General features: G+C 65.6%; 12 protein-coding genes and 1 other RNA gene. 10 read left to right on the forward strand and 3 right to left on the reverse strand.

The window, feature by feature from the left end; all coding sequences use genetic code 11:
- Window positions 1–13: 13 nt before the first annotated feature.
- Window positions 14–556 (reverse strand): YecA/YgfB family protein, encoded by a 543-nt coding sequence (locus AC1PLA_RS16605; RefSeq protein WP_024938111.1) that lies wholly within the window; start codon window positions 554–556, stop codon window positions 14–16.
- 236 nt (window positions 557–792) lie between these two features.
- On the opposite strand from AC1PLA_RS16605, the gene AC1PLA_RS16610 reads away from it, so the two are divergent.
- The 8 genes from AC1PLA_RS16610 (at window position 793) to AC1PLA_RS16645 (ending at window position 5,202) form a co-directional block, all read left to right on the forward strand.
- A complete protein-coding gene (locus AC1PLA_RS16610) occupies window positions 793–1,014 on the forward strand; it encodes a TIGR02449 family protein (RefSeq protein WP_024938110.1) in 222 nt (73 codons plus the stop codon).
- Window positions 1,011–1,310, forward strand: a complete 300-nt coding sequence (locus AC1PLA_RS16615) for a cell division protein ZapA (protein ID WP_039512407.1) — start codon at window positions 1,011–1,013, stop codon at window positions 1,308–1,310. Before AC1PLA_RS16610 ends, AC1PLA_RS16615 begins: the two co-directional genes overlap by 4 nt.
- Before the next feature lie 96 nt (window positions 1,311–1,406).
- A non-coding RNA gene (gene ssrS / locus AC1PLA_RS16620) (6S RNA) lies at window positions 1,407–1,591 on the forward strand.
- A 264-nt stretch (window positions 1,592–1,855) separates the two neighbouring features.
- Entirely contained in the window at window positions 1,856–2,446 is a 591-nt protein-coding gene (locus tag AC1PLA_RS16625) for a 5-formyltetrahydrofolate cyclo-ligase (protein WP_047127172.1), read from the forward strand.
- Complete coding sequence (locus AC1PLA_RS16630; protein WP_016903558.1) at window positions 2,443–2,913, forward strand: EVE domain-containing protein; 471 nt, start codon at window positions 2,443–2,445, stop codon at window positions 2,911–2,913. The genes AC1PLA_RS16625 and AC1PLA_RS16630 overlap by 4 nt, the downstream gene beginning before the upstream one ends.
- A 106-nt stretch (window positions 2,914–3,019) precedes the next feature.
- Window positions 3,020–3,667: a ribose-5-phosphate isomerase RpiA gene (rpiA, locus tag AC1PLA_RS16635; protein ID WP_016903557.1), complete on the forward strand. Its 648-nt coding sequence runs from the start codon at window positions 3,020–3,022 to the stop codon at window positions 3,665–3,667.
- Between the two features lie 163 nt (window positions 3,668–3,830).
- Window positions 3,831–4,280 (forward strand): DUF192 domain-containing protein, encoded by a 450-nt coding sequence (locus tag AC1PLA_RS16640; protein WP_481104965.1) that lies wholly within the window; start codon window positions 3,831–3,833, stop codon window positions 4,278–4,280.
- A gap of 40 nt (window positions 4,281–4,320) precedes the next feature.
- On the forward strand, window positions 4,321–5,202 hold the full coding sequence (locus AC1PLA_RS16645) for a SirB1 family protein (RefSeq protein ID WP_039519192.1): 882 nt from the start codon (window positions 4,321–4,323) through the stop codon (window positions 5,200–5,202).
- Between the two features lie 89 nt (window positions 5,203–5,291).
- Here the strand turns inward: AC1PLA_RS16645 and AC1PLA_RS16650 are convergent, their stop codons facing one another.
- A complete protein-coding gene (locus AC1PLA_RS16650; RefSeq protein ID WP_024938106.1) occupies window positions 5,292–5,531 on the reverse strand; it encodes a rubredoxin in 240 nt (79 codons plus the stop codon).
- A gap of 23 nt (window positions 5,532–5,554) precedes the next feature.
- Here AC1PLA_RS16650 and thiE point away from each other — a divergent pair, with 23 nt between their 5' ends.
- Complete coding sequence (thiE, locus tag AC1PLA_RS16655; protein WP_481104966.1) at window positions 5,555–6,178, forward strand: thiamine phosphate synthase; 624 nt, start codon at window positions 5,555–5,557, stop codon at window positions 6,176–6,178.
- 895 nt (window positions 6,179–7,073) lie between these two features.
- Here thiE and AC1PLA_RS16660 read toward each other — a convergent pair.
- Window positions 7,074–10,250 carry a TonB-dependent receptor gene (locus AC1PLA_RS16660; RefSeq protein ID WP_481104967.1) on the reverse strand — a complete coding sequence of 1,059 codons (3,177 nt, stop codon included), beginning with the start codon at window positions 10,248–10,250 and terminating at the stop codon, window positions 7,074–7,076.
- 308 nt (window positions 10,251–10,558) lie between these two features.
- Here AC1PLA_RS16660 and hemL point away from each other — a divergent pair, with 308 nt between their 5' ends.
- On the forward strand, window positions 10,559–11,848 hold the full coding sequence (hemL, locus tag AC1PLA_RS16665) for a glutamate-1-semialdehyde 2,1-aminomutase (protein WP_349783066.1): 1,290 nt from the start codon (window positions 10,559–10,561) through the stop codon (window positions 11,846–11,848).
- Window positions 11,849–11,984 lie beyond the last annotated feature (136 nt).

The following is an 11,984-nucleotide window of genomic DNA, read 5'->3' on the forward strand; positions in this document are numbered from 1 at the left end:
GGCGGTCGTGCGGTCAGTTCAGACGTTGGCGGAAGCGCGGCCCCATCACGCAGTCGCCATGCAGCAACAGCACCGCCACGCGCACGAACTCCTCGATCTCCGCCAGGGCGGTGTCGTCTTCGTCGGCCGCATCGAAATCGTCGCTGGACGCCTGCGCCAGCCGCGCCAGGTCCTGCAGCGCCTCTTCGCCCTCTTCGGTCAGTGCCGGGCGCTGCTGCGCCGCCAGGCCGAAGCCGCCCAGAAAGGCGCGACACCAGTCGAACAAGGCATCGGTGCGCGCCGCCAGCGGTGCGCCGTCGTCGATCAGCAGTAGTTCGAAGGCGAAATCGCGGTCTTCCAGCTGCGCCACCGTGGCCTGCCGCATCTGGTCCAGCGCCCCGCCCTGCCTGGGCGCCACCTGCGCGGTGTCGGCCAGAATGCGCGCCAGCCAGTCGCCGCTGTCGGCACCCCCACCGGAGAGCCACCCGCACAGCCCGCCATGCAACTCCGCTGCGGAGGAAGCCAACTCCAACTGGCGACTTTCGTTTTGCACAGCGGTTACATCAGGCAGATCCATCGGGTCATCCAGGCTGGGAACAGGAGGTGCCGGCGCATGGGCCGGCGATTTGACTTCCCAGTGTATCAAGGCACCCCGCGTCGGCCGCCAGCGGGGCGTTCCATACGGGTTCCACGCGCGTGATGCCGGCCGCGCCGGGCGCGGTGCAAGCCCTTGTCGGGATTGGCCTGATGGCGGGTAAGCGGGCTGCGATCGGGCGCTTGACCGCCGCGCGCACGCGCCCCTATCGTGAGCGCATGGACAACGCCGCTGCCCTCGCCCAGATCCGCGCACTTGCCGCCCGTGTGGAGGCCCTGGTCGAGCGCAGCCAGCGGTTGACCGACGAGAACCGCAGCCTGCGTCACCAGCAGGAGCAGTTGATCGGCGAGCGCGCGCAATTGCTGACCAAGAACGAACAGGCGCGCTCGCGCGTGGAAGCGATGATCGTGCGGTTGAAATCCCTGGAGCAGCACACGTGAGCAACAACGAGCCGGTCAGCGTGCGTATTCTGGATCGTGAATACACCGTTGGCGTCACCGCCGAGGAACGCGAGAGCCTCACCGCTGCGGCGCGCCTGCTGGACCTGCGCATGCGCGAGATTCGCGGCAGCAATCGCATGGCAGCGGTGGACCGCGTTGCGGTGCTGGCCGCACTCAACCTGGCGCACGAATTGCAGCAGCTGCGCGATCAGCAAGCGCTATACGACCGTGAATTGGCCAACACGCTGGACAGCTTGAATCGCCGCCTGGACAGCGTGTCCGACACGCCGCGTTGAGGTGCAGTTCGCACTGTCGTCGCAAATATGAACTTTCAATTGCGCCGGCCGACGAATGGGCTAGCCATCGCGCAGCAGAGGTCTATACTTCACCTGCGTTCTCTGCTGTAAACGACAGCGTGCAAAACATTCGCCTTGTCCCTTAATTACGACCACGGGGGCGCGACGAAGCCGGGAGTGCAAGTCCGCCTTGTAGCGGGAAGCCCGATGGCCTCACAACGTCCCCACTTGAACCTCGGGTTCAAGGTCGTTTCGCCCGCATCGTTCACGGCGGAGAATGCAAATCTGAAACGGCGCCTTCGGGCGCCGTTTCTTTTTGCGTGCCTGAAACGCAGGGCATGCGCGCAGTTCGGCTGCGCCGCTGTGCAATGGCTGCGCCAAGACGGGCATGTGTGCGTGCGGCGCAACGTTGCAAGCGCTGCAAGCACATGCGCTCAACGACAGACGGGAGACTTGCAGGCCCCGGCAATCCGGGGGACGCGCACAGCTAGGCAGGCGCGTCCACGCCATCGACAATATCCCTCTGCTCACCGCTGCGAGACACCATGACCGACGACCGAGACGCCTTGCGCCAGCAGTTGCGCGCGCTGCGCCGCAGCCTGCCGGCAGCGCAGCGACTGGCAGCCGCCGATGCGCTGGCCGAGCGCTTGCTGGCGCTGCCGTTCGCGCCGCAGACCGGTGCGGTGGCCGGGTACTGGGCAATGGATGGCGAAATCGCGCTGCACCGCTGGCAACTGAGCCTGCCAGCCGGGGTGCGCTATTGCCTGCCGGTGCTGGACGGACGCGTCCTGCGCTTTGCGCCGTGGCGGCCGGGCCAGGGGCTGGTCAGCAATCGCTACGGCATCCCCGAGCCAGACGTGGCACGCGCCGAGCTGCTCGCACCCGAGGAGATGACGCTGGTGGTAACGCCATTGACCGGCTTCGACGCGCAGTGCCGGCGGCTGGGCATGGGGGGCGGCTGGTATGATCGCAGCTTCGCGTTCCGGCATCGCCAGACGCCGCCGCCCTGGCTGGTCGGCGTCGGCTTCGCCGCGCAGCAGCTACCCGCCCTGCCCACCGAATCCTGGGACGTGGCGGTGGATGCGATATGCACCGAACACGCCACCTTCCTGAAAGACGACGCCGTTTCCGTATGACTGCCCGCAAGCGCTACTGGTTGATGAAGTCCGAGCCGGACACGTTTTCCATCGATGATCTGGAGCGGGTCGGCACCGAACCGTGGAACGGCGTGCGCAACTACCAGGCGCGCAACTTCATGCGCGACGGCATGCATGTCGGCGATGGGGTGTTGTTCTACCACTCCAACTGCAAGGTGCCGGGCATTGTCGGCATCGCCAAGGTCGCCAGCGCGGCTTATCCGGACGACACCCAGTTCGATCCCAAATCCGACTACCACGACCCCAAGGCCACCCGCGAAGATCCGCGCTGGATGCTGGTGGACGTGGCCTTCGAGCGCAAACTCACGCGCACGATCGCACTGGACGAAATCAAGCAGCAGGCCGACGCACTGGGCGAAGGCTTCCCGCTGATCGCCCGCGGCAACCGCCTGTCGATCCTGCCGGTGACCGCCGCGCAATGGAAATTGTTGCTGGCGATGGAGTAGCCGGGAGTAGAGATTCGGGATTTGCGATTTGTAAATCCCGGCTCAGCCCAGCCGCTCTTGCGATTCCCGATTCCCGATTCCCGATTCCCCAATCCCGAGCCCCCAAATGTCCGAAGCAAAACGCCTGGCCGCCGAAAAAGCGATCGATTACGTGGAAGACGGCATGATCGTCGGGGTCGGTACCGGTTCGACGGTGGCCTACTTCATCGATGCCTTGGGCCGCATCAGCCACCGCATCAAGGGGGCGGTGTCCAGCTCCGAGCAGAGCAGCGCGCAGCTCAGGCGCCACGGCATCGAGGTGCTGGATCTCAACCACACCGGCAATCTGTCGCTGTATGTGGATGGCGCCGACGAGTGCGACCCGAACCGTTGCCTGATCAAGGGCGGCGGCGCCGCGTTGACGCGCGAGAAGATCATTGCCGAGGCCAGCGAGCGCTTCATCTGCATCGTCGACCCTAGCAAGCAGGTGCCGGTGCTGGGCAAGTTCCCGCTGCCGGTGGAAGTGATTCCGATGGCGCGCAGCCTGGTGGCCCGCCAGATCCTGGCGCTCACCGGCGGTCAGCCGGTATGGCGCGATGGCGTGGTCACCGACAACGGCAACGTGGTGCTGGACGTGCACAACCTGCAGATCACCGACCCGGTGGCGCTGGAGCGCAGCTTGAACCAGATTCCTGGCGTGGTCTGCGTGGGCCTGTTCGCGCGTCGCCCGGCCGATGTGGTGATCGTCGGTGGCGAGCCGCCGCGGGTGATCTGAGCGATCGCGTGCAAGCACGCGCATACGCAGTTGCGGCCCGCGTTGCGAAGCGACCGTGGGCCGGACTCCTGTCACCTGCGATGACGGTACGACGCACCACAGCGGCTTGACGCACGCGGCCGCTTGGCAGATGGTGCGGCATCCCCGCCCACTGGTATGCCGCATGCGCCGTCTTTGCCTCCTCGCCCTTGCGTTGTTGATCCTGCTCAGCGGCTGCGCCAGCGGCGGCGGCACATGGGTGGAACTGGCCGGCACGCGCTACCAGGTGGAGCTGGCGCAGAACGATGCCGACCGCGCCAAAGGCCTGATGTTTCGCGATGCCATGGCCGACGATCACGGCATGCTGTTCGTCCACGACCGCCAGGAGCCGCTGGCGTACTGGATGAAGAACACCAAGATCGCGCTGGATATCCTGTATTTCGACAATGAGCGCCGGCTGGTCTCGCAGCAGCGCGACGTGCCGCCGTGTTCGGCCGGCGACGCCTGCCCGCCCTACCCCAGCAAGCGCCCGGCCCGTTACGTGCTGGAACTCAATGCCGGCCAGGCCGCCAGGCTCAACCTGCAGGACGGCGCCAGCCTGACCCTGAGCCCGGATGTCCCAAAGCTCAAGTAAATCTCACGCGACAGGCCCTTCCTGTCAGGAAGTACCGGACTTGAACCACGCGCCGCTTGCCGACACTCTTGGCAACATGGTCGACATGCTCCCACTTCCCCATTGGACTGCGCTCGCCAGCCTGGACGACGACGCAGTGCCGTTGATGTCCACCGCGCTGCTGATTGCGCGCGACGAGTATCCGCAGCTGGACGCCGAGCTGTACGACACGCTGGTGCAAAGCCACGTCGAGCATCTGCGCCGCGAGGTGGAGGCGATCGACCTGTGGCCGCTGAAGATGGCCGCAGTCAATCGCTACCTGTTCGACGAGCTGGGCTATTCGGGCAATCACGACGAGTACTACGACCCGCGCAACAGCTACCTCAACCAGGTCTTCGAGCGCCGGCTGGGCAACCCGATCTCGCTGGCGATGGTGCAGATCGAAGTGGCGCGCCGGCTGGGCATTCCGCTGGCGGGCGTGTCGTTTCCCGGGCATTTCCTGGTGCGTTTGCCGGTGGACGACGGCGTGCTGGTCATGGACCCGTTCAACGGCGGCCGCCCGCTGGGCGTGGACGAGCTGCGCGAGCGCGCGCGTCCACACCTGGGTGGCGAGATTCCCGACGACCGCGCCCTGGCGCAGATTCTCGACCCCGCACCGCATCGCGCGATCCTGATCCGCATCCTGCGCAATCTGCACGGCGTCTACGCCGATGCCGAGCACTGGGACCGCGCCGCGCGCAGTGCCGACCGCATCCTGAAGCTGGTGCCGGACCAGCCCGAGGCACTACGCGATCGCGGCATGGCCTATCTGCATCTGGGCCACCGCAACGGCGCACGCCACGATCTGTCGCGCTATCTGCAGCTCAACCCCAGTGCGCAGGATGCGACCAATCTGCATGAGCATCTGGTCGAGCTGAACAGTCAGCGCGCGCGCGCGCACTGAAAACACAGACCGCGAGGCCCTCGCCGGCGCCATGCGACCGTGTGCCGGCGATGTTGGGGCGCGAAAAACGCAGCGACCCAGCCAGGACCTCAGTCGATCTCGACCATCTCGAAGTCGTCCTTGGTCACGCCGCAATCCGGGCAGGTCCAGGTGTCGGGAACGTCTTGCCAGGCAGTGCCCGGGGCGATACCCTCTTCGGGGATGCCGTCGGCCTCGTGGTAGAGAAACCCGCAGACGACGCACATCCAGGTGCGGTAGGTGGTCGTGGATGTCTCGCTCATCGGATAATCGCGGTCACGCAACGGTGGGGCTGCATTGTCCCATCCCACCCACCGCTTCCGGAAGCGCTGCCATGCCCGACCTGCACAACGCCCGCGGCGTCTACCTCATCACGCCCGACGAACCCGACACCGCACGCCTGATCGCGCGCACCTTGCCGCTGCTGCCCGCTGTCACCTGGCTGCAGTACCGTAACAAGCAGGCCACCGCGCCGCTGCGCCTGGAGCAGGCCAGCGCGCTGCGCGAGGCGTGCGCTGCGCACGGCGTGCCGTTGATCATCAACGACGATGCACAGCTGGCACGACAGGTGGGCGCGCAGGGCGTGCACCTGGGCGAAGACGATGGCGAGGCGGCCGCGGCGCGCGAGCTATTGGGCGAACAGGCCATCATCGGGGTGTCGTGCTACGACGAGATCGCGCGCGCGCGCGCAGCGGTCGCGGCCGGTGCCAACTACGTGGCCTTCGGCGCGTTCTTCCCGACCACCACCAAGGTGACGACACGTCGCGCCACGCCGGCGTTGCTGCAACAAGCCGCAGCGCTAGGAGTGCCACGCGTGGCGATCGGTGGCATCGCGGCTGCGCAGGTGCCCGGCTTGGTGGCTGCAGGTGCCGAGTTGATTGCAGTGGTCAGCGGCGTGTACGCCGCGCAGGACCCGCTCGCAGCAGTACAGGCATATCGGGCCGGGTTTGCACGCTAGGCGTGGCTAGCAGACGACAGAAGTTACCCGTGACACGCGCAAGCGAAGACGCAAGAGACCGAGACTCGAGTCGAAGCGTTGTTTATTGGATGCAGTCAAAAGCTCGTTGGGTCGAGGACGCATTGCCCTCACCGCTCGCGGGACACGCGGTGAATCCGTCCGTGGAGGCTGCTTGGCGGCATCCATGCCGCCAAGGGTCCCGCAATCGGCAAGGACACCGCACCAGGAAATTTGCCGGCTGTTTTCTTGAGAGCTTGTTGCACGGCTTACGGTGGCAGATGAGACGTTTGCAGATCGCGTGTTGAAAGCCTGTCCACTGCCCGGCTTGCGATAGGAAGGTGGCGGGAAGCTGGTTGACGCATAGTGATTCGACCAGCGCACGCCATGCCCTGCTTGCAACCACGCACACCGACCATCTCGACGGGTCCTTGCCCGCTCACCGTCGCGGGACCTTACGCGGCATGGATGCCGCGTAAGAGCCTACAAGGACGTACTTGCGGCGTGTCCTGCGATGGTGGGCGGGCAAGGGCCCCGCAGCAAACTCACAGCGTAGAGGGCGCGACGAGGACACCCACCAGAAAGTCAGTCGGTTACTTTATCCAAAACCATGCACACCCACTATCTCGACAGGTCCTTGCCCGCTCACCGTCGCGGGACCTTACGCGGCATGGATGCCGCGTAAGAGCCTACAGGGACGTACTTGCGGCGTGTCCTGCGATGGTGGGCGGGCAAGGGCCCCGCAACCAAACTGCAGATCAACCGCTCTACAACCGATCTATGCGCACGACCAATCCTCCAACAGCGCATACGAAGGGCGGCGTGACGTACAGATAACAGGGCAGCGACGCGTGCCATCACGCGTCGCTGCCGGGACCGACCTTATCGCCTGCCGCGATTAGAAGTCGTAGCTCAATGTCACCCGGCCCGAGCGCGGTGCCTGGTAGGCCACGACCTGATCCCAGAGCGGATTGGTGGTGTTGTCGGGCAACTGCGAGAACGGGTAGATGTTGGTTGCGGTCTGCTCGTTGGTGATGTTGAACACGTCAAAGCGCAGTGCCAGCTTGCCGGCGGCGAATGCCGGCTTGTAGGTCACGCCCATGTCGAGCTGCGCGATCCAGCCCAGCCGCCCCTGCGAGCCAGGAGGCGACGCCACGCCGGTGCCGGTCTCCGGGTTGTAGCAGTAGTGGTAAGGACCGCCGGTGATCGCGCTGCCGCCGTAGCCGGCGGGGTCGGTGCCGGTGTAGTTGTCGCCGTAGTAGTTGCCCAGGCAATTGTGCGGCGCGCCCGAGATCAGGCTGAAGTTCGCCGACGCACCCCATTGCGGAGTGAACTGGTAGAAACCGAACAGCTTGAGCTGATGACGGTGATCGTTGGATTGATCGCCGTTGAAGTGTTCCATCAGCGCCGCGTGGTCCCAGCTCTGCGTAGTGGAAACCGAGGCCTGGCCCTGGTAGCTGCCCAAAGCGCCGCCGGTGCGCCACAGGTCCGAACGCACCTGACCTTCGGTGGTGCCGTAACTATGCGACCACACGTAGTTGACCTTGGCGTACCACTTGCCGTCGAACGGACGTTCCAGATTGAATTCGACCGCCGAGTAATTGCGCTTGAACTTCGGGAAGCCGGCCGCCTCGCGGCTCACCGACACTTCATGGAACTGGCCATCAGTGCCGATCACGCCCCAGGTGTTGGTCTGGCCCGGATTGATCAGCGATGCACCGGCAACCTGCGAGAAGTCGATGGTCACGCCCTGCGCGGCCGCAGCGGCGATCAACGCCGTATTGGAGACGTCGTAGTTCTGATCGTCGATCCCCGCATTGAGGCGGCGGTGCGTGCCGCGCACGCCCAGCACCCAGCCGGTGTCCAGCTGCTTGGTGAAGCCGAGGATGACTTCGTCCTGGTTCTCGCCCTCGATGTCCTTGACCACCGCGGTGCGCACGTCGGCGATGCGGCCGAAACGCGAGTTGGCCGACACGGCCGACCCCAGCTGCTGCGCAAGAATAGGCGTACCATCGGCGTTGATGCCGCTGTAGGTGAAGTAGGTATCGGTGGTGGTGGCCGGGGTGAACAGGCTCACTGCCGACAACGGCAGGCCGAGGTAATAACGACCCACGCTGCCGAACACCTTCAGGCTGGAATCGCCATTGACGTCCCAGCTGAAGCCAAGGCGCGGCGCCCAGGCATTATCCACTTCGATGTAGGGATCGCCGAACGGGGTGTAGTTGGTGAACTCGTCCTTGCGCAGGCCGATGCTCAGCAGCAGGTTGTCGGTGACCTGCCATTTGTCTTCGATGTAATAGGCGCGTTGCTTGGCCTCGTAGGAATACAGGCTGGTGTTGATGTTGCGCACCACGTAATAGCCGCTGGACCCGTTGACCGGATCGACCAGGCCCGGGCTCGGCGCGCCGATGCCGCCTGCTTCGTTGGCCGACTGGCTGACCAGCCCGCCCGTCCGCAGGCCGTTGGGATCGTTGGTCTGGCCGTAGGTCCACGCAAAGCCCGGGCCGGACAGCACCGAGCCCACATCGATACCCTCGGACTTCTGGTTGTCGATACCGAAGTTGAGCGTGTGGTGGCCGATGCGCCATTCCAGATTCAGGCGCTGATTGTCTTTCTTGTATTCGCGATCCGGTGAACTGACCGAGGTGACCAGCTGATTGCCGATGCGCGGTGTGCCGCCGGTGTAGGCCGGATTCTGCAGCGCGGCACTGTTGATGACCGGCCCGCCGGCTGCGTTGTAGTTGAAGGGTGTCAGCTCGTCGGGCGTTTTCATTTTGCCGTACAGCGCGGTTACGGTGAGGTTGTCGCTGAGGTAGCCGGTGTACTTGCCGGTGAACAGGGTCGGGCCGGTCTTCCAGGTGGACTCGTCGGTGAAATAGCTGCCACGCTGGCGATTGACGTAGTCGTAGCGGTAGATCGACCCGTTGGTCTCTGCCTCGTCGCTGGCGCCGGTCACCTCGATCAGGTGGTTGTCGGTGATGTTCCAGTCCACCTTGGCGTACCAGCGCTTCTGCTTGTAGTCGTAATCGGTCAGACCACCGGTGCGGCCGTTGTCGGTGTCGCGATTGGTGCCGACGCGTACGCCGTCCGAATCCACCTGTTCGGCGGCCAGGAAGAAGAACAGCTTGTCCTGGATGATCGGCCCGCCGACATAGGCGCTGTAGGTGGTCTGGTTGGCTTCGGCCTCGCTCGCCGGCTGATACAGGCCATTGGCCGAGCGCGCGTAGCGGTAGGCGGCATTGTTGATCGTGCTGCCCTGGCTGTCCGGGCGCCAGTAAATGTCGCGCTGGTTGGCCTTGAGGCCGTTCGGCTCCCAGATCACCGCCGCGCCAAACTTCCACTCATTGGTGCCGCGCTTGCCGATCTGGTTGATCACGCCGCCATTGGCGCGGCCGTACTGCGCGCCGTAGCCGCCGGTGAAGATTTCCTGCTGGTCGATGGCGCCGTACGGCAGGGTCAGGCCGCCCAGGTTGTTGCTGATGGTGGTGGTGTTGAAACCGTTGAGGTAATAGGCGTTTTCGCTGGCGGCCGAGCCGCCGAAGCTGGGCAGCGAGCCGCCGAGCGGGCCATTGTCGAAACCGCCGCTGTTGACCACCACGCCCGGCGCCAGCAGCGCGATCGCTTCGGCAGTGCGGCCCAGCGGCAGCTGCTGCAACTGCTCGGCGGTGACCACGGTGCGGGTGTCCACGCTGCTGACGTCGATGGTGGTCAGGCCTGCGGCGGTGACGGTCACGCTGTCCAGGGTCTGCATGCCGCTCCCCGACGCGGCAGCGAACGAGACGTCGGTGTTGGCACCGACGGTGATCGCGACGTTCTCGCGCGTCTCCACCACCGCGCCGTCGCGCTTGACGGTGACCTTGTAGGTGCCCAGCGGCAGATTGCCGGCGGTGTAACGGCCGCGCGCATCCACCGGTACTTCGCGGCTGAATCCGCTGTTGTTTTCCACCAGCACGCTGGTGCCGCTGCTCTGCCCCACGCTGCCGACGATGCTGCCGCTGGTGGACTGCGCGTGGACGCTCCCCATGGCCACGACCAGCGCCAACGCCAAGGCACGCTTCTGGATACTACGGTTCATGCTGTCTCCCCCAAGTCTGGAACTGTCGGCAACGCGACAAAAATGAACGGCGCCAATGGCTACCGGAATCACACTCTCTGAACATCCGCCGCAGGAGGCCAATGACCGCGGGTCATCTGCTCATGCCAAACCGTCGATACCGTCCCGTTCGATCATAGGCAGCCGGGTTGCCATACCCGCGCGCTCCGACGGGTAGGCAGGCACCTGGTGGGTAGGCGGACGGGGGCCGCAAGCCTGACAATGGCGAGTGCGCTGCCCGCAGTCGGGTCGCGCCGCCCCCACTCGGTACCACTCAAGGATCTGCGCGCATGAACCACACCCGCTCCCACGCCCTGTTCGCCCAGGCGCAGACGCTGCTGCCCGGCGGCGTCAACTCACCGGTGCGTGCATTCAAGTCGGTCGGCGGCGAGCCGTTCTTCGTGGCGCGCGCCGATGGCCCGTATCTGTATGACGTGGACGACAACCGCTACATCGACTACGTGGGCTCGTGGGGGCCGATGATTGCCGGCCACAATCACCCGGCAGTACGCGAAGCGGTGGAGCGCGCGATCCGCGACGGCCTGTCGTTCGGTGCGCCGTGTGCGGCCGAAGTCACCATGGCCGAGACGATCCACCGGCTGGTGCCGTCCTGCGAGATGGTGCGCATGGTCAATTCGGGTACCGAAGCCACGCTGTCGGCGGTGCGCCTGGCGCGCGGCGCCACCGGGCGCAACCGCATCATCAAGTTCGAAGGCTGCTATCACGGCCATGGCGACTCGTTCCTGGTCAAGGCCGGCAGCGGCATGCTGACCCTGGGCGTGCCGACCTCGCCGGGCGTGCCGTCCGGGCTGAGCGAGCTGACCGCCACCCTCAGTTTCAACGACTTCGAAGGCGCCACCGCCCTGTTCGACGAGATCGGCGCCGACGTGGCGGCGGTGATCATCGAACCGGTGGTCGGCAACGCCAACTGCATCCCCCCGCAGGCCGGCTACCTGCAGCATCTGCGCACGCTGTGCACCCGGCATGGCGCACTGCTGATCTTCGACGAGGTGATGACCGGTTTCCGCGTCGCGCTCGGTGGCGCGCAGGCGCATTACGGGGTCACGCCGGACCTGAGCACCTTCGGCAAGATCATCGGCGGCGGTATGCCGGTGGGCGCATACGGCGGCCGGCGCGACTTGATGGAGCAGATCGCTCCGGCCGGCCCGATCTACCAGGCCGGCACCTTGTCGGGTAACCCGGTGGCGATGGCGGCCGGTCTGGCGATGCTGGAACTGGTGCAGGAGCCCGGCTTCCACGCCCGCCTGAGCGAGGCCACCAGCGTATTGTGCGAAGGACTGGAAGATGCCGCGCGCGCGGCCGGCATTTCCGTCACCACCAATCAGGTCGGCGGCATGTTCGGGCTGTTCTTCACCGACGAGATCGTGGAGAGCTACGCGCAGGCCACTGCCTGCGACATCACCACCTTCAACCGTTTCTTCCACGCGATGCTGCAGCGGGGCGTGTATCTGGCGCCGTCGGCGTACGAGGCCGGCTTCATGTCCAGCGCGCACGACGCGGCAGTGATCGAGGCCACACTGGCCGCCGCGCGCGAGGCGTTTGCGGAAGTGGCGCACTGAGGCGTCTTCGGACGCCGTCTTGTCTGGGAGCTGGCACGGACACGCTGACCTTGTGTGGCGTTGAAAGCCAGGCGTGATCGCGTGCCTCGCGACGCTCTCCGATGGCGCTGGCCGCAAGGCTGGCGCCGTCGGTGAT

It is taken from the genome of Xanthomonas sp. NCPPB 1826 (genome assembly GCF_056725285.1).